Below are 20,720 nucleotides of genomic sequence, written 5' to 3'. Positions count from 1 at the left end.
GTGAGGCTTGACCATATAACACCCAAGCAATCTGCGACCTAAGGGCACAGATTGCGGTGACTGTGAAGATGACACGAACCGAAAGTTTGCGTCACAAACGACACCGATATCACATACCCGATTTGCTGAAACGCGCCTCCTGGCACGGTTCGGTACCCGAATTTCTTGACGACCATAGAGCATTGGAACCACCTGATCCCATCCCGAACTCAGTAGTGAAACGATGCATCGCCGATGGTAGTGTGGGGTTTCCCCATGTGAGAGTAGGTCATCGTCAAGATTCAATTCCAGAACCCCTCATCGCTTACGCGGTGAGGGGTTTTGTCTTTTGGGCTACTGAAAAATAAAAACCTCAACATCAAGGCAAAAACCGTAAACGCATAGCCAACACAGCATATGCGATCAATGGTCTGATTCGCAGATGTTAGAATCGGTTGCAAGCCTGACCTGTTAGGGTTGCGCATTGACGTTTTGGGACGTCGACCCTGGATCACCAGACGGGCCGGAAGGTGCAGCGATGTTTCTAAGCCTTGAAGTTCGCAGCTATGAGAGGGATAGCCCTCACCACCACCATGAGCATGCCCAATTGGTACTGCCTATTCGTGGCGAGATGGAAATTGATGTGAACGGTCACGGCGGCTGCATTGATCATTCAATGGCAGCGCTTGTGAAACCCGGCTCTGTGCACTCGCAGCACAGTGACGTCGACAGCCGCTTTTTAGTGTTGGACTGTGCGCCTATGATCTTGGAGACGTTCCAAATCGGACGTCTCGCTCGAAGAATATATGTGCCTATTCCCCCTGCAACACGTCGGCTTATCGAGTTCGCCGAGCTAATAGGTAACACGCAACTGTCCATTGCGGCCTCCCAATTGGGGCCTCTGCTTTTCTCATCGCTAAATCCGGACAACTCCTGTTCTTCAGACCCCATGGAGCAGTTGATCGCTCGTCTTCGGGCGGATCCTGGCGCTAACTGGAGCAATGAGGCCATGGCTCAAGTAGCCAAAATGAGTATGAGTCAGTTGCACCAGCGATTCCGGCTATTGTTCGAGATGAGTCCTCAGGCTTGGTTGACCGGGTTACGCATACAAGAAGCTCAACGATGGTTGCGTGGAACCTCATTACCAATATCTGAGATCGCCTTGCGTGCAGGTTTTTCCGATCAGGCATCACTGACCCGTACCATGCAGCGTGTGAGCGCCACGACCCCGGCGGCTTATCGTAAAGCGCAAAAACAGTCCGGGTAAAAAACTCCACAGTTTCCGACAATACTCCCCAGGTCAGTTCATCCAGACTTCACCCTTACGCTTTGGAGAGCGGGTGAAATGTTTGCTGATCGATCATTGTGGAAGGGTATCGTCTACGGCGTTTGTGCCGGCCTGTGTTGGGGAGTGATCTTCCTTGGCCCCCAACTAACCCCTGGGCTGAGCGGCCTGCAGTTCGCCGTCTTGAGATTTCTCTGTTATGGGGCAATCTCGGCGGCCTTGCTTATGCCGCGCTGGAGACGCGTTTGCGCCAATCTGACCAAGGCTGACTGGAAATCACTCTTCTGGCTCAGCCTGATAGGAAATCTCATCTACTACGCGCTGGTAGGCACCGGTGTGCAGTTGGTTGGTATCGCCACAACTTCTCTTATTGTCGGACTCATTCCGGTGTTCGTAACGTTGGCAGGGCGTCATGACCGCAACGCCGTTCCATTGCACAAGCTCGTCCCTTCGCTGTGCTGTGCTGTGGGTGGAGTAGTGCTTATCAGTTGGCATGCACTGATCAATAGCGACAGGCCCGATACGCTTACAAACATCGCCGGGATCGTATGCGCAGCCGGTGCTTTAGTGACGTGGAGTTGGTACGCAGTAAGCAACGCTCGGCGATTGGCCCAGGTAGCCAGCGTTTCCTCGCATGACTGGGCACTGCTGACAGGGGTCATGACTGGCGCTCAGTCAATGCTTTTGGCGGCACCTATTCTGGGCTGGCAGGCTGGAGCGCATGACAGCTCCGAATGGATTCATTTTTTCCTGGTCGCGAGTGGAGTAGCCCTTTTAGCTTCGGTAGTGGGTGGCGCGTGCTGGAATCAGGCGAGCCGACTTCTGCCTTTGGCACTAAGCGGACAAGTGCTCGTGATTGAGACGTTAGCAGCGCTCGTTTTTGGATTTCTATGGGAGCATCGGCTGCCCGACTCCTATGAAATCTCGGCGATTGCACTTCTCGTTACCGGTGTCGTCTGGTGTCTGAACTGTCATCGCACTTCGCGTGACTCTGCCGTTGTCTAGCGCGTATGGAGGCGCTACAGCGAGCCTGCTGACTGGATCAGACCCCTGATCGCCACCGCCTCCTTGCCGCTGCTCAGCGGCCCGCAAATGACCCATTCGATCGCCTGGGGTGGATCAAGTCCTTGATCTGGCTGATGTCGCGTGCGCGCAAAAAATGATCTGACCCCGTAATGCTGGAGTTCGAGAGGCGTGTTCGTCGCTCGCTTACAAAAAGCCACCTGGCAAGGTGGCTTTTGAAGGTCACTCCCCGCGGTATTCACATCCGCTGGTACAGGTTTCATGGATGCGTACTGCAGAGAGTTCTGGAAGCAGTGGTTTCAACTCACCCCAGATCCACTTCGCCAGATTCTCACTGGTCGGGTTTTCGAGACCCGGAATATCGTTCAAATAGTTGTGATCAAGGCGCTCATAAAGCGGCTTGAAGATGGCCTTGATTTCGGAGAAGTCGCGAATCCAGCCTGTATGAGGATCGACTTTGCCGGCAAGGTGGATGCCGACGCGAAACGAGTGTCCATGCAGGCGGCCGCACTTGTGGCCTTCTGGCACATGAGGCAAGCGGTGCGCGGACTCGAACGTAAACTCTTTGAAAATTTCCAAAATGTATCAACTCTGGGAAAGTGGCTATCGCAGAAGCGACAAATGCAGCGCACGAGTTTAACAGTAATGGTTTGAAACTCCATGGCGGGCGATGGCGATCATCATTGATAGCATGTGGCCAGACCTATTCAGTTTGAGTTAAGTTGCCAGCGCTATGGTGGGTGCCATAAAAGCACTGGACGTGATCATGAGAACGCCGATAACCCTGCTGACAGCGGTAACCTTATCCACGACTGCCTGTATCATTCACGCACGTGACATTGATCCCGATGAGGTCGTGCGGTTGAGCAGCGCTGGCACCATCAAACCCTATGAATTCCTTGATGCCCAGGCGTTGAGCCAACATCCAGGTGCAAGGATCGTAGAATCCGGGCTTGAAACTCAGTACGGCAAGTACATCTACAAGGTTGAGCTTCGCGACGTGAGAGATATTGAGTGGGATCTCGAGATCGACGCCGTCACGGGTAAAGTCTTCAGGAACCGTCAGGATAATTAATGAATGTCGACAAGCGTCTTTGCGCGAGCTTGGTATTGAGTCTGGTGTGCTCATTTGCCTATGCCAGAGACCTGAACCAGGATGAAGCGCTTAACTTGCGTCAGCGTGGTGTAATTCTGCCGCTTGAGCAGTTCATCGAGCGGGCATTGGGGTTGTATCCGGGCGCCAGATTGCTGGAGGCCGAGCTGGAAGAGAAAGACAATGCCTACGTCTATGAGTTTGAATTGCTGACCCTGCAGGGCGTTGTTCGCGAACTTAAGTTCGATGCGCGCGACAGCCGATTGCTGAAAGATGAGGAAGATTGATGCGGCTGCTTTTGGTTGAAGACCATGTACCCCTTGCAGATGAGCTGATTGCGGCGCTTGGGCGACAAGGCTACGCCATTGATTGGTTGGCAGATGGGCGTGATGCGGTTTATCAAGGAACCAGCGAGCCCTACGATCTCATCGTGCTCGATCTGGGCTTACCCGGCATGCCTGGCCTGGAAGTGCTTGAGAAATGGCGCAGCAGCGGGCTGGCGACGCCGGTGCTGGTGCTCACGGCAAGGGGATCCTGGTCTGAGCGCATCCAGGGGCTTAAGGCCGGTGCCGACGATTACCTGACCAAACCGTTTCACCCTGAAGAGCTTCAACTGCGCATTCAGGCGTTGCTGCGCCGCTCGCACGGTTTGGCCAACCAGCCGACGCTGGAGGCCGCAGGCTTGAAGCTGGACGAGGGACGCCAGTGTGTCACCCGCGATGGTGTTGACGTCCAGCTCACCTCGGCCGAGTTTCGCCTGCTGCGTTACTTCATGCTCCACCCCGAACAGATTCTTTCCAAAAGCCACCTGTCCGAGCATCTGTACGATGGCGAGAATGAGCGCGACTCCAATGTGATTGAAGTCCACGTCAATCATCTGCGACGCAAGCTGGGCCGCGCGGTGATCGAGACACGTCGTGGACAGGGTTACGTCTACGGTGGGGCAGGGGGTTGAAATCCATACAGCGGCGATTGAGTATCGGTCTGATCGCCGTCATGGTGGTGGTAGGGCTGGTCATGGCGCAGACCAGCCTGTGGTTGTTCGAGCTTGGTTTGCAACGCTATCTCGAATCAGGTCTGCGCAACGAAAGCGAGAACTTGCTCGTGGCTCTGGTTCGTGGGCCGGCGGGCCTTCAACTGGACGAGCATCGCTTGTCTGGCGCCTACCAGCGTCCGCTGTCGGGCCACTACTTTCGCATTGACCTACCGCAAGGTCACTGGCGCTCCCGCTCACTCTGGGATTTCGAGCTGCCAGAGTCCGCCCCAGTCGGTCTGCACGCCAATTTCGAGCTGGGTCAGACAGGGCAATCGCTACTGATGCTGACGGCCGAATACCGCAAGTTCGGCAAACAGATTTCGATTACTGTGGCCCAGGACTATACCCCGGTGAGGGCCAGTTTCAGGCGCATGCAACAGATCGGGTTGGGGCTCGGGTTTGCCGCATTGATGCTGGTATTGGTCCTGCAGCGTGTGACGGTGCGCAGAGCGCTACGGCCTCTTGAAACCGTGCGCGGCCAGATATCCCAGCTTCAGCAAGGACAGCGTTCCCAACTGGACGATCAGGTGCCGCTTGAGCTGGAGCCGCTGGTCGCGCAGATCAACCACCTGCTTGCCCACACAGAAGACAGCCTTAAACGCTCGCGCAACGCGCTGGGTAATCTTGGGCATGCGCTCAAGACGCCCCTGGCGGTGCTGCTGAGCCTGGCATTGAGTGAACAGCTTGATGAAAAGCCGGCGTTGCGCAAAACGCTACAGGAACAGTTGGAAAACATCCGGCTACGTCTGGAGCGAGAGCTCAACCGGGCACGCTTGTCCGGTGACGCACTGCCAGGCGCACGTTTTGATTGCGATGCCGAGCTAAGCGGGCTGTTTTCCACGCTGAGCATGATCCATGGCGGGCATCTGGACCTGGTCAATAACGTTGAGGCGGGCATGCAGTTGCCATGGGACCGCGAGGACATTTTAGAGCTGCTCGGTAACCTGCTGGATAATGCATGCAAATGGGCGGACAGCGAGGTGCATCTGAGTATCCTGCGCCAGCAAAACGGTTTTAGCCTGTTGGTCGATGATGACGGCCCGGGGATACCAGCGCTTAAGCGTGCTGAAGTATTCAGTCGGGGCGCTCGTCTTGATGAGCAAATCACAGGACATGGCCTTGGACTGGGCATCGTGCGCGATATCGTCGAAGCTTGGGGCGGGCAGTTGCAGTTGCTGGACAGTCCGTTGCAGGGGCTGCGGGTTCGCATCGACCTGCCCGAACGTATCGCACCAACGTAGGCGTTGTCCGATAGTAAAGAAGGACGGGCCTTAATGTTCAAACGGATTGGCCGATAAAGAGTGGTGTAACTACGACTTTATAAAAATAACCACAAGGCCAATCCTATGCGTCTTAGTCTGAAAGCCAAGGTTCTCCTGCTGGCGGTACTGCCCGTGCTGACGTTCGGGGTGGTGATCAGCGCGACTACGGTGTTCATGCTGCACCAGCAGGCTGATCGTGAGGTCAACGATACGCGAGAGCGCCTGCTCTCCGAAGCGAAGACGACGTTGCAGAACTATGTCGCTATCGCCATGACGGCCATCAAGCCGCTGTACGAGGCCGCCGCACCGGGTGACGAAAATGCCCGGGCCTCGGCCATCAAGCTGCTTTCCTCGGTGTCCTATGGCAAGGACGGCTATCTCTTTGGTTACGACTCCCAGGTCATACGCATTTTCCGAAGCACCAATCCTGACGGATTGGGCAAAAGCTTCAACGACGTTCGTGACGCAAATGGCGTCTATCTCAATCGTGAACTGGTGGCTGTGGGCAAGGCGGGCACTCATTACGTCATGTATTCCTCCGCCTTGCCCGGCAAGACTGAGCCCGTCCCTAAAATCGGTTACACCGAATACCTGCCTAAATGGGATCTGATCGTCGGTTCTGCCGTCAATCTGGACGGCATTGATGCGCAGGTCGCCGTCGTCAGGCAAAACGTGGAGGCGCGGCTGCAGGAGATGCTGTACAGCATTGTCGGCATCACACTTCTGGTGCTGGTTGTCATCAGCGTCATTGGCATTCTGATGACGGGAACATTGCTACGCCCTCTACGGCTGATGAAAAACAATCTGGACGATATCGCCGCAGGTGAAGGTGATCTCACGCGTCGTTTAGCCATTACCAGCAACGATGAACTGGGGGATCTTGCGGGTTCGTTCAACCGGTTTGTCGACAAGATTCATGGCTTGGTCCGTCAGATCACCGAGATGACGGGACAACTGAATGGCCTGGTGGGCGAAGTGACATCGCAGGCTCAGCGTTCCGAAAGCGCCATGGAGCGTCAGCGTCACGAAACTGATCAAGTGGCCACTGCCATCAACGAGATGTCTGCTGCCGCCCAGGAAGTCGCCAAGAGTGCGCAGAGTGCATCTGTCGCAGCTCAGCAGACCGATGAGCAAGGGCGCACCGCCAAACGCGTGGTTGATGGCAGCATTCGGCAGATCCATGCGCTGGTGGACGATATCCGCAAAAGCGGGACGTCGCTGGACAGCCTGCAACAGGACGTTTCATCGATTGTCAGTGTGCTGGGTGTGATTCGCTCGATCGCCGAGCAAACCAACCTGCTGGCGCTTAACGCTGCGATTGAGGCAGCCAGGGCCGGCGAGGCCGGTCGTGGTTTTGCGGTTGTGGCTGACGAGGTCCGGGCGCTGGCCAGTCGCACCCAGCAAAGCACCCAGGAAATCCAGAGCATGATCGACCGCCTGCAACATGGTACACAGGAAGCCGTGACGGCCATGCGTCGCTCCAGTGAAGCCGGGGACGGGACTTCGACCCAAGCCAATGAAGCCGGTGTTTCGCTGGTTACCATTGGCGAGCTGATTGCGACCATCAACTCAATGAACGCTCAGATCGCCAGTGCTGCCGAGGAGCAGACGGCGGTCGCTGAAGAGATCAACCGCAGCGTTCATCAGATTGCCGGTGCGGTCGAGAGTGTTGCGGACGAAACCCGACTGGGCGCGCAGACTTCGCGCGCGCTCGCCGAACTGGGCACACGCCTTGGTGGCCTGGTCGGGCAGTTCCGGGTCTGATCCATGGGTGGCAAGGGCCCGGGTCCTTGCCACGTCGGGCTTTCGGCCTTTCGGCTCATGTCATGATCATTGTCATTCATACGGCACTCGCACGTTCGCCCGCTGACTAAGGTCTAGACCGCGCGCAATGCGCGGCCGACTGACATGGACTGGACATGAACGAAACCGTACAGCAATACAAGACACTTCTTCTGCTACTGGTGGGGGTGACCGTTGCCTTCATCTGGATTCTGCTGCCGTTTTATGGCGCGGTGTTCTGGGCAGTGATTCTCGGCATCATCTTTTCGCCTCTTCAGCGAAGGCTGTTACTTCGATTCAACTGGTCACGCAACCTCACGTCCTTGTGCACATTGATGATCTGTCTGGTCATCGCCATTCTGCCAGTGATCATCATCAGCGCCTTGCTGGTCCAGGAAGGCACCACGCTGTACAAGAACGTCGAAACCGGGCAACTGGACATTGCAGGCTACCTGGCTGAGTTCAAGACGCTGCTGCCGCACTCGCTGCAGGCTCTGCTGGACCGGCTTGGGATGGGCGACCTCAATGGGTTGCGTGACAAGATCGCCAAAGGCGCCATGCAGGGCAGCCAGTACCTGGCGACCCAAGCGTTCAGTTTCGGACAGGGAACCTTCGATTTCGTGGTGAGCTTTTTCATCATGCTCTACCTGCTGTACTTCTTTTTGCGTGACGGTCATGACCTGGTTCGCAAGATGCGCAACGCAGTCCCGCTTGCCGAACAGCAGAAGCGTCGCCTGCAACTCAAGTTCACCCGCGTGGTGCGTGCCACAGTCAAAGGCAACGTTGTGGTGGCTGTCACACAGGGCGCGCTGGGCGGCTTCATCTTCTGGGCGCTGGATATCCCGAGCGCATTACTCTGGGCCGTCATCATGGCCTTTCTCTCGCTGCTGCCTGCGGTGGGCGCGGGGATCGTCTGGGCGCCGGTGGCGCTGTATTTCCTGCTCAGTGGCATGATCTGGCAGGGCGTGGTGCTGGGCCTGTTCGGGGTGTTCGTCATCGGTTTGGTGGATAACGTGCTGCGTCCGATTCTGGTCGGCAAGGACACCAAAATGCCGGACTATCTCATCCTGATCTCAACGCTTGGCGGCATGTCGGTGTTTGGACTGAACGGCTTTGTGATTGGTCCTCTGATTGCCGCACTGTTCATCTCGACCTGGGGGTTGTTCAGCAGCGCCAAGAAGCCGGTCCGGCTGCCCGGTTAAGTTTATTTGAGGCAAAAAAAAACCCTGCTCGATAGCAGGGTTTTTTTGTTTTCGGGCATCAGCCTGGCATATGAATGCCAGCGTTGACGACCAGATCCAGCAGCGGCTGCGGGTAGACACCCAGTACGAAGGTCAGGATCGCAACAGCCAGCAGCATGACGCCACCTGTACGCTGTGCCCAGTTGAACGCAGCGTCATGGCGCGGCAGCTTGGCATCGACCAGATACATCGTGACCATCACACGCAGGTAGTAGAACAGGCCGATGGCGCTGCCCAGTACCAGTGCGCCCACCAGCCACCACAACTGCGACTCGACACCGGTCGCGATCATGTAGAACTTGCCGATGAAGCCTGCGGTGAGCGGAATGCCGGCCAGCGACAGCAACATGAGGGTCATGACGGCGGTCAGATACGGACGGCGCCAGAACAGGCCGCGATACTCGAACATCGCATCGGCGTCGCGACCGCTGTAAGGCGACGACATCATGGTGATCACGCCGAAGCTGCCCAGCGAGGTCAGTACGTAGGTAGCCAGGTACACGCCAATGGCTTCAACAGCCATGCCCTTGCTGGCTACCAGCGCGATCATCAGGTAACCGAAGTGTGCGATGGAGGAGTAACCCAACAGACGCTTGAGGTTGGTCTGGGTCAGCGCCAACAGGTTACCGACCAGAATGGATGCGACTGCGATCACTGCCAGCACATTCTCCAGCACGCCGCTGGTGGCAGCTGGCGATATCTGGAACAGGCGCACCAGCACGGCAAACACGGCTACCTTGCTGGCTGTGGCCAGGAACGCAGCAACCGGAGCCGGGGCGCCTTCGTAGACGTCCGGCGTCCAGAGGTGGAAGGGCACCAGCGACAGCTTGAACGCCAGACCGACCAGCATCATCGCCAGACCCAGGCTGGCGATCGGGCTAGGCATGCCGGTTGCCGCGATCGCCTTGCCGATGCCTTCGAAGCTCAGCGAACCGGCTTCTGCATACAGCAACGCCATACCGAACAGCAGGAACGCTGAACCGGCCGCCGACAGCACCATGTACTTGATGCCGCCTTCCAGCGAGCGCTTGTTGAAGAACGCATAAGCCACCAGACCATAGACCGGTACCGACAACAGCTCCAGGCCGATGAACAGGCCGGCCAGATGCTGAGCGCTGACCAGAACCAGACCGCCAGCGGCAGCCAGCAGGATCAACAGGTAGAGTTCTTCGCGGTTACCCGGATAGCCGACCTTTGCGTCACCCAGATAAGCATGCGCCATGGTCACGCAAGCCAGGGTGGAAGCAAGAATGATCGCCATGTACAGGCAGGCGAAGTTGTCCACCTGCAGCAACGGAGTGACCGCCAGCGGGGCGACTTTCATTGCCGGGTAAATGGAAAGCAGGGCCAGGTTCAGCCCCGCGACCGAAAGCAGAAAGGTTTGCGAGTGATTGCGGCGCCACGCGATTGCCAGCATCACCACCACAATGGTGATACTGGTGATCAGCAGCGGCGCAAGCGCAATAAAGTGTTGAATCGTCAGGTCCATAGCGCTCTTACCGGGCCGAAGCGAGTTGAGTGAAGGCAGTGCCTAGCCATTGCTGCACGCCGTGCATGGTCGCTGCCGATGTGTCGAGGAACGGCTGCGGGAAAACCCCGAGCACGATCAGCAACACGGCAAGGCCCAGCACCATGATCATTTCCCGTCCATCCATGCCTTTGAGAACCTCGTCCGACTTGGACGGGCCGAAGTAGGCGCGGTGGATCATGATCAGCGAGTAGACAGAACCGAATACCAGACCGGATGTTGCGATAGCCGTGACCCATGGCGAGCTGACAAAACTGCCCAGCAGGATCAGGAACTCACCCACGAAGTTACCGGTGCCTGGCAGACCCAGAGACGCGGCTGCGAAGAACAGGCTGATGGCCGGCAGATAGGCGATGCGCGACCACAGGCCACCCATCTCGCGCATGTCACGTGTGTGCAGACGCTCGTACAACTGACCGCTGAGGATAAACAGTGCTGCCGCTGACAGACCGTGCGCGAGCATCTGTACCACGACGCCCTGCAATGCCTGCTGGCTGCCTGAGTAGATACCGATCAGTACGAAGCCCATGTGCGAGACGCTGGAGAACGCGATGAGACGCTTGATATCGGTCTGCGCAAAGGCCAGGAACGCGCCGTAGAAAATACCGACCAGACCCAGCGTCATCGCGATCGGAGCGAACTCGGCCGATGCATTCGGGAACAGCGGCAGGGCGAAACGCAGCAGGCCGTAGGCCGCAGTCTTCAGCAGGATACCCGCCAGATCGACGGAGCCTGCTGTAGGTGCCTGGGCGTGGGCGTCCGGCAGCCAGGAGTGAAACGGTACGACCGGCAGCTTCACCGCAAAAGCGATGAAGAAGCCCAGCATCAGGATGTACTCGGTGCCCGGCGCCAGCTTGGTTTTAAGCAGGTCGGCGTAGGCAAAGGTGATGACACCTGTCTGATTAAAGTGCACCAGCACCAGACCCAGAATCGCCACCAGCATGATCAGGCCGCTGGCCTGAGTGAAGATGAAGAACTTGGTGGCTGCGTAGATACGTGTCTTCTTGCCGTCTGCTGAACTGTGACCCCAGAGCGCGATGAGGAAGTACATCGGTACCAGCATCATTTCCCAGAAGAAGAAGAACATGAACAGGTCGATGGCGAGGAAAACGCCAACCACACCGCCCAGGATCCACATCAGGTTGAGGTGGAAGAAGCCCACCTTGCGCTGAATTTCCTTCCACGAGCACAGCACCGACAGCACGCCCAGCAGGCCGGTCAGCAGAATCATCAGCAACGACAGGCCGTCAAGGGCCAGGTGCACGTCGATGCCGAAGCGGGTGATCCACGGATGGTGAAATTCCAGGGTCCAGGTCGGATCGGCACCCGGCACCGGCGCGTAGCCAAAGTTGCCGGTCGCCCAGAGCCAGAGGCCCAGGGCCAGTTCGAGGGACATGGTCAGCAGCGCGATCCAGCGCGGCAGGGTAGGGCCGAAGCGCTCACCCAGCCAGCACAGCAGGCCACCGATGAAGGGGATCAGGATTAGCCAAGGCAGAATCATGACGGGCTCAATTCCTTTCGCAAATTCGCAAGGTTCATGTCAGACCGCAACCAGAACGACGGCACCGAGTACCAGAACGGCACCCACGGCAATCGAGGCAGCATACCAACGCAGCTGGCCGGTCTCTGTGCGGCTCATGGTGTCATGACCGCCTTTGACCAGACGTGGGATCAAGCCGATGGTGCGGTCGAACGGATCGCTACGCAGCAGATGACTGATCGCCAGATAAGGTTTGACGAAGAGCTTGTCGTAGATCCAGTCGAAGCCCCAGGCGGCGAACCACCAGGCCGACAGGAAGCGGCCTGGACCGCTGTTGGCAATGGCCGTCACCAGACGACGCTTGCCAAGGAACAGCAACGCCGCCAGCAGAATGCCTGCCAGTGCGATGGCACCCGAGGCGATTTCCAGACTGTGCTTGGCTTCACCACCGGCGTGGCCGACGCTTTGCGGCAACACGCCAGCTAGCGGAGGCGTGATCAGCGCGCCGATGAAGGTCGATAGCACGATCAGCACCGACAGTGGCAACCAGTGAGCGATACCGTGACCGGCATGTGCTTCGGTCTTGGCTTCACCATGGAACGCGATGAAGATCAGGCGGAAGGTGTACAGCGAGGTCATGAATGCACCCACCAGACCTGCGTACAGCAGCCCGTTGTTGCCGCTGGCGAACGCTTCCCAGAGGATTTCGTCCTTGGAGTAGAAGCCGGCCGTCAGAAGCGGCAGGGCCGCCAACGCGGCACCACCGACGATGAAGCTGGCGTAGGCCAATGGCAGTTTCTTCCACAGGCCGCCCATCTTGAAGATGTTCTGCTCATGGTGGCAGGCAACGATCACTGCACCCGATGCGAGGAACAGCAGCGCCTTGAAGAACGCATGTGTCATCAGGTGGAAAATCGCGCCTTCCCAGGCGCCGACACCCAGCGCCAGGAACATGTAACCAATCTGGCTCATGGTCGAGTAGGCGAGGATACGTTTGATGTCGGTCTGAACCAGCGCGGCGAAACCTGCCAGTACCAGCGTGACACCACCCACAATACCGACCAGATGCAGAATGTCGGGGGCCAATGCGAACAGGCCGTGGGTACGGGCAATCAGGTAGACACCGGCCGTGACCATCGTTGCAGCGTGGATCAGTGCCGAAACTGGCGTAGGGCCGGCCATCGCGTCCGCCAGCCAGGTCTGCAGCGGCAATTGCGCAGACTTGCCGACAGCACCGCCCAGCAGCATCAACGTCGCCAGCACGATCCAGAAATCTCCGACCTTGAAGTGCTCTGGAGCCTTAACCAGCAGTTCCTGAACGTTCAACGTGCCCAATTGCTGGAACAGAATGAACAGGCCGATGGCCATGAACACGTCACCGATGCGCGTCACGATGAACGCTTTCAGCGCGGCATTGCCATTGTTGCGATTGCTGTAATAGAAACCGATCAACAGGTAGCTGCACAGCCCCACGCCTTCCCAACCGAAGTAGATGAACAGCAGGTTGTCGCCCAGAATCAGGAACAACATGCTGGCGATGAACAGGTTGGTGTAGGAGAAGAAGCGCGAGTAGCCCGCTTCACCGCGCATGTACCACGACGCAAACAGGTGAATCAGGAAGCCGACGCCGACGACTACGCCCAGCATCGTGACGGACAGGCCGTCCAGATACAGAGCGAAGTTAGGCTGGAAGCCATCCACATCCATCCAGCGCCACAGCACCTGGGTGTAATGACCCCCTTCAGGCGGTGCGACGTTGAACTGCCAGATGACCCACGCCGCCACGATGGCGGAAAGGCCAATGGAGCCGACGCCGATCAGCGCCGCGAGGTTTTCCGAGAGGCGGCCACGTGAAAACGACAGCAGCAGGAAACCGATGAGGGGAAATACGAAAGTCAGAAAGAGAAGATTCATCCGCGCATCTCACTGGCAGCGTCGATATCGAGCGTGTGGAAGCGGCGATACAGTTGCATCAGGATCGCCAGACCAATACTGGCCTCGGCGGCTGCAAGGCTGATCACCAGAATGAACATGACCTGTCCATCCGGCTGCGCCCAGCGGCTACCTGCAACAACGAACGCCAGAGCAGAGGCGTTCATCATGATCTCAAGGCTCATCAACACGAAAAGGATGTTGCGTCGCACCATCAAGCCGACCAGACCGAGGCAGAACAGCACCCCGGCAACCGCCAGACCGTGTTCGAGAGGGATAGCATTCATTGGCTTGGCTCCTTCGCCTCGTTGCGGCCCAGGTGGAACGCCGTGACCGCTGCTGCAAGCAGCAGCATCGAAGCGAGTTCCACAACGAGCAGGTAAGGCCCGAACAGGCTGATGCCGACTGCCTTGGCGTCGACGGTGGTGTGACCGATGGCAGCGCCGGTCTGGTGGGCGAACAGCACATACAGCAGCTCGGCCAGCAGCAGCACGCCCAGAATGACCGGGCCGATCCAGATGCCGGGCTTGAGCCAGGTGCGTTCCTGCTGAACCGAGGCAGGGCCCAGGTTCAGCATCATGACCACAAACACGAACAGCACCATGATTGCGCCAGCGTAGGCGATGACTTCCAGTACACCGGCGAACGGCGCACCCAGGCTGAAAAAGGTCATGGCCACAGCGATCAGTGAAATGATCAGGTAGAGCAGGGCGTGCACCGGATTCGTGTTCGTGATCACCCGAAGGGTGGACACAACGGCGATACCGGATGCGAAATAGAAAGCGAATTCCATCTTTACTTCCTTAAGGCAGCAAGCTCTTGACGTTGATCGGCTCGGCTTCATTCTGCGCGGAGCCCTTGGGCTTGCCGGCAACGGCCATGCCTGCAACGCGGTAGAAGTTGTAGTCGGGATTCTTGCCGGGGCCGGAGATCAGCAGATCTTCCTTCTCGTACACCAGGTCCTGACGCTTGAAGTCGGCCATCTCGAAGTCCGGCGTGAGCTGGATTGCGGTGGTCGGGCAGGCTTCTTCACACAGTCCGCAGAAAATGCAGCGCGAGAAGTTGATGCGGAAGAAGTCCGGATACCAGCGGCCGTCCTCTTTTTCCGCCTTCTGCAAAGAAATGCAGCCCACCGGGCAGGCCACGGCGCACAGGTTGCAGGCTACGCAGCGCTCTTCGCCATCAGGGTCGCGGGTCAGAACGATACGGCCACGGTAGCGGGGCGGCAGGTAAACCTGCTCCTCCGGGTATTGCAGGGTGTCGCGTTTGCGGAAGCCGTGACCAAACACCATCACCAGGCTGCGCAATTGGGTACCAGTACCCTTAACGATGTCGCCAATATATTTGAACATGGGTCAAATCCTCACTGAACCGAGCCTGCCGGTGTGTTCAACAACACAATCGCAGCAGTCACCAGCAAATTGATCAGGGTCAGCGGCAGACAGAATTTCCAGCTGAAATCCATGACCTGGTCATACCGAGGGCGCGGAATGGAAGCGCGCAACAGAATGAACAGCATGATGAAGAACGCGGTTTTCAGGGCGAACCAGAAGAAGGCCAGCGATGGCAGGATATCGAACGGGCCGTGCCAGCCGCCGAAGAACAGGGTCACCAGCAACGCCGAAATCAGAATGATGCCGATGTATTCGCCGACGAAGAACATGCCCCATTTCATGCCGGCATATTCAATGTGGTAACCGTCGGCCAGTTCCTGCTCGGCTTCCGGCTGGTCGAAGGGGTGACGGTGAGTCACTGCTACGCCTGCGATGAAGAACGTACAGAAGCCGAAGAACTGCGGAATGATGAACCACAGGTTCTGCGCCTGATACTCGACGATGTCGCGCATGTTGAACGAACCGACCTGAACCACGATGCCCATCAGCGCAAGGCCCATGAACACTTCGTAGGACACGGTCTGCGCCGAGGCACGCAAGCTGCCGAGCAGGGCGAACTTGTTGTTGCTCGACCAGCCGGCGAACAGCACCGCATAGACGGACAGGCCGGCCATGGCGAAGAAGAACAGCAGACCGATGTTCAGATCCGCCACGCCCCAGGTCGGGGTGATCGGGATAACGGCGAACGCGATCAGCAAGGCGCTCATGGCCACGACCGGTGCCAGGGTGAAGATCACCTTGTCGGCGAACGGTGGCGTCCAGTCTTCCTTGAAGAACATTTTCAGCATGTCGGCTGCAATCTGGAACATGCCGAAAGGGCCGACGCGGTTAGGACCGTAACGGTCCTGCCACCAGCCCAGCAGGCGACGTTCCACAAAGCTAAGCAATGCGCCGCAGACCACCACGGCCAGCAGCACCACGATGGCCTTGACGACGGCAATGATCGCGTCGATCACTTCAGGGGTGAACCAGGTCATTGCGCTGCCTCCTGCAGACCGTCTACGGATTTGCCGAACACCGCCGCAGGAATGCCCGGCAGACCGGCTGGCAATGCAACCAGACCGGCACCCAGTTCTTCGTTGACGCGCAGCGGCAGCGTGAGCGTCTGACCCGCTACATTCAGCGAGATCAGGGCACCTTCGTTGACGCCCAGACGATCCGCTTCAGACTTGGCCAGCGCCACGTAGGCTTGAGGGATGCGTTCCTGAACCGGCGCCGCCAGAGACGAGGTTTCATCGCTGCCGAACAAGTGGAAGAACGGCACGACCTGCCAGGTACCGCGCTCCGGTGCGAAGGCGCGAGGGACGCTGGCGAACCACGACAGGCCATCACCTTTACTTTCGATCAGGCGTGTACCCGGATCGCCTGCACGCAAGTGACCACCGACCTCGTCCTGAAACTTGTTCCAGGCCTGCGGCGAGTTCCAGCCCGGAGACCAGGCGAACGGCACTTGCTGACGAGGCTCGGCAGACCCCGAGTAGCCTTCCATGGAGAAGGCAAACGCGGTGTCTTTGTCCTGCGAGGTACGAGGCTCATGCACACTGATGTTGGCGCGCATGGATGTGCGACCGCTGTAACGCAGCGGCTCGCGAGCCAGTTTCAGGCCTTTGATGCGGAACGACGCCGAGGGCGCGGCATTGACGATACCGCCCAGTTGCGCAGAACTGCTCGCACAGGCTTCGGTAACGTGGTCCAGTTGCGTCCAGTCCACCGGCTTGTTGAGCAGGGTCGAGCGCAGGGCATGCAGCCAGCGCCAGCCTTCGTGAATCATGATGCTGGCATCCAGGTAGGTCGGATCGAACACCTGGAAGAAACGTTGTGCGCGGCCTTCCTGGCTGACCAGCGTGCCATCGCCTTCGGCGAAGCTGGCAGCGGGCAGAATCAGGTGGGCGCGATCACTGGTTGGCGTCTTTTGATGGTCGGCAACGATCACCACTTTCGCAGCATTCAGTGCAGCATCGACAATCGATGCGTCGACGCGGCGGTACAGGTCATTTTCCAGCACCACAATCGCGTCGGCCTTGCCGGAGATGACCGCTTGCAGCGCAGCGTCAACGGACTCACCGCCGAGCATGGCCAGACCCATGCTATTGGCTTCCGGAACGATCAGGCTGATGGAGCCTTGCTTGTCCCGCAGCTTCAGTGCCTTGGCAATGTTGGCGGCGGCTTCGATCAGTGCGGTCGAACCCAGCGAACTGCCGGAAATGATCAGGGGACGCTTGGCGGCGAGCAGGGCGTCGGCAATGCGTTGTGCCAGTTCCAGCGCTTCGCTGTCCAGGCCTTCGACGGCAGGCGCGCTGGCGTCCAGGGCGTGGGCAACGGCGAAACCGATGCGGGCCAGGTCGTCAGGTGCCGCATGTACGCATTCTTCGGCCACGTCGTCGAGACGGGTTTCAGCCAGGCTGGCGATGAACAGCGGGTTCAGCTCGTGCTGGCCGATGTTCTTGACGGCAGCATCCAGCCACGGCTGGACTTTCATGGCGGCGGCCATGTCTTCGGCCTTGCCTTTGACGGCCTGACGCAGACCCAGCGCCATACGGGCAGCAGTCTGGGTCAGGTCTTCGCCCAGCACGAAGATGGCGTCGTGGTCTTCGATATCACGCAGGGTCGGAATCGGCAGCGGGCTGTCGTTCAGGACCTTCAGGATCAGGCGAATGCGTTCCAGCTCACCGGCTTCGATGCCGCTGTAATAGTGCTCGGCACCGACCAGCTCGCGCAGCGCGTAGTTGCTTTCCAGGCTGGCGCGTGGCGAACCGATACCGACGATGTTACGACCGCGCAGCAGATCGGCGGCCTTGTCCAGTGCCTCGTCCAGGCTCAGTTTGACCTGGCCATCGGCAAGCAGTGGCTGACGAGGACGATCCTTTCGGTTCACGTAGCCATAGCCGAAACGGCCACGGTCGCACAGGAAGTATTGGTTCACGGAACCGTTGTAGCGGTTCTCGATGCGGCGCAATTCGCCATAACGCTCGCCAGGGCTGATGTTGCAACCGCTGGAACAGCCATGGCAGATGCTTGGCGAGAACTGCATGTCCCACTTGCGGTTATAGCGCTCGGAGTGGGTCTTGTCGGTGAACACACCGGTCGGGCAGACCTCGGTGAGGTTGCCGGAGAACTCGCTTTCCAGCGTGCCGTCTTCAACGCGACCGAAGTACACGTTGTCGTGCGCGCCATAAACGCCCAGATCCGTGCCGCCAGCGTAGTCTTTATAGAAGCGGACGCAGCGATAGCAGGCGATGCAGCGGTTCATCTCGTGTGCGATGAACGGCCCCAGTTCCTGGTTCTGGTGGGTGCGTTTGGTGAAGCGATAACGGCGCTCGTTATGGCCGGTCATCACCGTCATGTCTTGCAGATGGCAGTGACCGCCTTCTTCGCAAACCGGGCAGTCGTGGGGATGGTTGGTCATCAGCCATTCGACGACACTGGCGCGGAACGCCTTGGATTCATCGTCATCGATGGAAATCCAGGTGTTATCGGTGGCTGGCGTCATGCAGGACATGACGATACGACCACGTGTGTCGTTCTCGTCGGTGTACTGCTTGACCGCACACTGGCGACAGGCGCCAACGCTGCCCAAGGCAGGGTGCCAGCAGAAATAGGGGATATCGAGGCCCAGCGACAGACAAGCCTGTAACAGGTTGTCTGCGCCATCGACTTCGAGGGCTTTGCCGTCTACGTGGATAGTAGCCATGGTTCAAAGATCTTCGTTGGCCCGTTGTCAGCAGGCGTGGCTAATGGAATCTCGGTAGTACCTGCAGCATTCAGCCCGTCGGGGCGTCAGCGGGTACGAGGACGGCGGCCTTGAAAAGTCCGCCGTCCGGTGTGTCTTGTTATGCGCCGACCATGGTCGGACTTTTGCCGGGTGTCAGCGTGTCGGGTCTGGCAGGTGCGATACCGGCTTCGAACTCGGAGCGGAAGTACTTGATCGCGCTGCCCAGTGGCTCGACGGCTCCTGGTGCGTGTGCACAGAACGTCTTGCCAGGGCCGAGGAAATTGACCAGACCCAGCAGGGTTTCGATATCACCCGGCTGGCCCTGACCATTCTCGATGGCGCGCAGCATCTTCACACTCCACGGCAGACCGTCGCGGCATGGCGTGCAGAATCCGCAGGATTCCTGAGCAAAGAACTCTTCCATGTTACGCAGCAGCGACACCATGTTGACCGAGTCGTCGACTGCCATCGCCAGGCCTGTGCCCATCCGCGTACCGACCTTGGCAATGCCACCGGCATACATCTGTGCGTCCAGGTGTTCCGGCAACAGGAAGCCTGTACCGGCACCGCCTGGCTGCCAGCACTTGAGCTTGAAGCCATCGCGCATGCCACCGGCGTAGTCTTCGAAAAGCTCGCGAGCCTGCACGCCGAACGGCAGCTCCCAGAGACCCGGGTTCTTGACCTTGCCGGAGAAGCCCATCAGCTTTGTGCCATGGTCTTCACTGCCTTCGCGGGCCAGCGACTTGTACCAGTCGTTACCGTTGTTGACGATGGCGGGCACGTTGCACAGGGTTTCGACGTTGTTTACACATGTCGGCTTGCCCCAGACACCCACTGCAGCGGGGAAGGGCGGCTTGGAGCGCGGGTTGGCGCGGCGGCCTTCCAGCGAGTTGATCAGTGCGGTTTCTTCACCGCAGATGTAGCGACCGGCACCGGTGTGCACGAACAGCTCGAAATCGAAGCCGGTGCCCAGAATGTTCTTGCCCAGCAGACCGGCTGCCTTGGCTTCGGCCACGGCACGGTTCAGGTGTTTGGCGGCGGTGACGTATTCGCCACGCAGGAAGATGTAACCGCGGTAGGCCTTCAATGCCTTGGCGCTGATCAGCATCCCCTCGACCAGCAGATGGGGCAGTTGCTCCATCAGCATGCGGTCCTTCCAGGTGTTGGGCTCCATCTCATCCGCATTGCACAGCAGGTAGCGGATGTTCATGGATTCGTCTTTTGGCATCAGGCCCCACTTCACGCCTGTGGGGAAGCCTGCACCGCCGCGCCCTTTGAGGCCGGAGTCCTTGACGGACTGGACGATTTCGTCAGCCGACTGCTGAAGCAGTGCTTTTCGCGCCGCTGCATAGCCGTCTTTTGTCTGGTACTCGTCAAGCCACACCGGCTCGCCGTCGTCGCGCAGACGCCAGGTCAGCGGGTGGGTTTCTGCGGTGCGCGCAATGCGGTTCGCAGGGCCGAAGGACGTGATGGTCATAGGTAACCCTCCAGCATCTTGGCAACGCCAGCAGGCTGTACGTCGCCGAAAGTATCGTCATCGACCATCACGGCCGGAGCCTTGTCGCAGTTGCCCAGGCAGCAGACGGGCAGCAGGGTGAAGCGGCCGTCTTCGGTGGTTTGACCCAGACCGATGCCCAGCGAACTCTTGATCTCGTCGACCACTGATTCGTGGCCACCGATGAAACAGACCATGCTGTTGCAGACGCGGATGATGTGGCGTCCAACCGGTTGACGGAAAATCTGGCTGTAGAAGGTGGCCACGCCTTCGACATCGCTGGCAGGGATGCCCAGCAGGTCGCCGATTGCGTAGATCGCACCGTCCGGCACCCAGCCGCGTTCCTTCTGAACGATCTTCAGGGCTTCGATGGACGCCGCTCGCGGGTCCTCGTAGTGATGCATTTCATGCTCGATGGCCGAGCGCTCTGCTTCGCTCAGCGCGAAACGGTCTGTCTGGATAAGCGGGCTGTTCATGC

The 20,720-nt window shown here is 58.6% G+C and carries 19 protein-coding genes, 1 rRNA gene and 1 pseudogene; 10 read left to right on the top strand and 11 right to left on the bottom strand.

Annotated features, from left to right (window positions below; all coding sequences use genetic code 11):
- Positions 1-164: 164 nt before the first annotated feature.
- From rrf to BUB69_RS05660, 3 genes are all read left to right on the top strand, one after another.
- Positions 165-280 (top strand): 5S ribosomal RNA (rrf, locus tag BUB69_RS05670).
- A gap of 237 nt (positions 281-517) precedes the next feature.
- Positions 518-1,246: an AraC family transcriptional regulator gene (locus BUB69_RS05665; protein ID WP_073163197.1), complete on the top strand. Its 729-nt coding sequence runs from the start codon at positions 518-520 to the stop codon at positions 1,244-1,246.
- Between the two features lie 78 nt (positions 1,247-1,324).
- Positions 1,325-2,269 (top strand): DMT family transporter, encoded by a 945-nt coding sequence (locus tag BUB69_RS05660; RefSeq protein ID WP_073163194.1) that lies wholly within the window; start codon positions 1,325-1,327, stop codon positions 2,267-2,269.
- Between the two features lie 240 nt (positions 2,270-2,509).
- On the opposite strand, the gene queD is transcribed toward BUB69_RS05660, so the two are convergent.
- Entirely contained in the window at positions 2,510-2,866 is a 357-nt protein-coding gene (gene queD / locus BUB69_RS05655) for a 6-carboxytetrahydropterin synthase QueD (RefSeq protein WP_073163191.1), read from the bottom strand.
- Positions 2,867-3,053: 187 nt separating this feature from the next.
- Here queD and BUB69_RS05650 point away from each other — a divergent pair, with 187 nt between their 5' ends.
- From BUB69_RS05650 to BUB69_RS05625, 7 genes and pseudogenes are all read left to right on the top strand, one after another.
- Positions 3,054-3,362, top strand: a complete 309-nt coding sequence (locus tag BUB69_RS05650; RefSeq protein WP_073163269.1) for a PepSY domain-containing protein — start codon at positions 3,054-3,056, stop codon at positions 3,360-3,362.
- A complete protein-coding gene (locus tag BUB69_RS05645) occupies positions 3,362-3,667 on the top strand; it encodes a PepSY domain-containing protein (protein WP_073163188.1) in 306 nt (101 codons plus the stop codon). Before BUB69_RS05650 ends, BUB69_RS05645 begins: the two co-directional genes overlap by 1 nt.
- A complete protein-coding gene (locus BUB69_RS05640; RefSeq protein ID WP_073163186.1) occupies positions 3,667-4,335 on the top strand; it encodes a response regulator transcription factor in 669 nt (222 codons plus the stop codon). The genes BUB69_RS05645 and BUB69_RS05640 overlap by 1 nt, the downstream gene beginning before the upstream one ends.
- Entirely contained in the window at positions 4,332-5,657 is a 1,326-nt protein-coding gene (locus BUB69_RS05635) for an ATP-binding protein (protein ID WP_073163182.1), read from the top strand. Before BUB69_RS05640 ends, BUB69_RS05635 begins: the two co-directional genes overlap by 4 nt.
- Positions 5,658-5,762: 105 nt before the next feature.
- A pseudogene (locus tag BUB69_RS29515) lies at positions 5,763-6,584 on the top strand (cache domain-containing protein); the annotation flags it as partial.
- Between the two features lie 36 nt (positions 6,585-6,620).
- Positions 6,621-7,442, top strand: coding sequence for a methyl-accepting chemotaxis protein (locus tag BUB69_RS29510; RefSeq protein ID WP_425439351.1), 822 nt, complete (start codon positions 6,621-6,623; stop codon positions 7,440-7,442).
- A 155-nt stretch (positions 7,443-7,597) separates the two neighbouring features.
- The gene (locus BUB69_RS05625) at positions 7,598-8,662 is read left to right on the top strand and encodes an AI-2E family transporter (RefSeq protein ID WP_073163177.1); all 1,065 of its coding nucleotides are present in this window, start codon (positions 7,598-7,600) and stop codon (positions 8,660-8,662) included.
- Positions 8,663-8,720: 58 nt separating this feature from the next.
- On the opposite strand, the gene nuoN is transcribed toward BUB69_RS05625, so the two are convergent.
- The 10 genes from nuoN to nuoE form a co-directional block, all read right to left on the bottom strand.
- A complete protein-coding gene (gene nuoN / locus BUB69_RS05620; protein ID WP_024685521.1) occupies positions 8,721-10,190 on the bottom strand; it encodes an NADH-quinone oxidoreductase subunit NuoN in 1,470 nt (489 codons plus the stop codon).
- A 7-nt stretch (positions 10,191-10,197) separates the two neighbouring features.
- Positions 10,198-11,730 carry an NADH-quinone oxidoreductase subunit M gene (gene nuoM / locus BUB69_RS05615; RefSeq protein ID WP_073163175.1) on the bottom strand — a complete coding sequence of 511 codons (1,533 nt, stop codon included), beginning with the start codon at positions 11,728-11,730 and terminating at the stop codon, positions 10,198-10,200.
- A gap of 39 nt (positions 11,731-11,769) precedes the next feature.
- The gene (gene nuoL / locus BUB69_RS05610) at positions 11,770-13,623 is read right to left on the bottom strand and encodes an NADH-quinone oxidoreductase subunit L (protein WP_024694499.1); all 1,854 of its coding nucleotides are present in this window, start codon (positions 13,621-13,623) and stop codon (positions 11,770-11,772) included.
- Entirely contained in the window at positions 13,620-13,928 is a 309-nt protein-coding gene (nuoK, locus tag BUB69_RS05605; RefSeq protein ID WP_002554020.1) for an NADH-quinone oxidoreductase subunit NuoK, read from the bottom strand. Before nuoK ends, nuoL begins: the two co-directional genes overlap by 4 nt.
- Positions 13,925-14,434: an NADH-quinone oxidoreductase subunit J gene (gene nuoJ / locus BUB69_RS05600; protein WP_024685524.1), complete on the bottom strand. Its 510-nt coding sequence runs from the start codon at positions 14,432-14,434 to the stop codon at positions 13,925-13,927. Before nuoJ ends, nuoK begins: the two co-directional genes overlap by 4 nt.
- Positions 14,435-14,444: 10 nt before the next feature.
- Entirely contained in the window at positions 14,445-14,993 is a 549-nt protein-coding gene (gene nuoI / locus BUB69_RS05595; RefSeq protein ID WP_004884641.1) for an NADH-quinone oxidoreductase subunit NuoI, read from the bottom strand.
- An 11-nt stretch (positions 14,994-15,004) separates the two neighbouring features.
- Positions 15,005-16,012, bottom strand: coding sequence for an NADH-quinone oxidoreductase subunit NuoH (nuoH, locus tag BUB69_RS05590; protein WP_004884642.1), 1,008 nt, complete (start codon positions 16,010-16,012; stop codon positions 15,005-15,007).
- Positions 16,009-18,726 (bottom strand): NADH-quinone oxidoreductase subunit NuoG, encoded by a 2,718-nt coding sequence (gene nuoG, locus BUB69_RS05585; RefSeq protein WP_073163172.1) that lies wholly within the window; start codon positions 18,724-18,726, stop codon positions 16,009-16,011. The genes nuoH and nuoG overlap by 4 nt, the downstream gene beginning before the upstream one ends.
- 139 nt (positions 18,727-18,865) lie before the next feature.
- Positions 18,866-20,224: an NADH-quinone oxidoreductase subunit NuoF gene (gene nuoF / locus BUB69_RS05580; protein ID WP_004884644.1), complete on the bottom strand. Its 1,359-nt coding sequence runs from the start codon at positions 20,222-20,224 to the stop codon at positions 18,866-18,868.
- Complete coding sequence (nuoE, locus tag BUB69_RS05575; protein ID WP_073163169.1) at positions 20,221-20,718, bottom strand: NADH-quinone oxidoreductase subunit NuoE; 498 nt, start codon at positions 20,716-20,718, stop codon at positions 20,221-20,223. Before nuoE ends, nuoF begins: the two co-directional genes overlap by 4 nt.
- Between the last annotated feature and the right edge of the window lie 2 nt (positions 20,719-20,720).

Source organism: Pseudomonas asturiensis (assembly GCF_900143095.1).
In the GTDB taxonomy this organism is placed as follows: domain Bacteria; phylum Pseudomonadota; class Gammaproteobacteria; order Pseudomonadales; family Pseudomonadaceae; genus Aquipseudomonas; species Aquipseudomonas asturiensis.
This window is presented reverse-complemented; position numbering and strand designations above follow the sequence as displayed.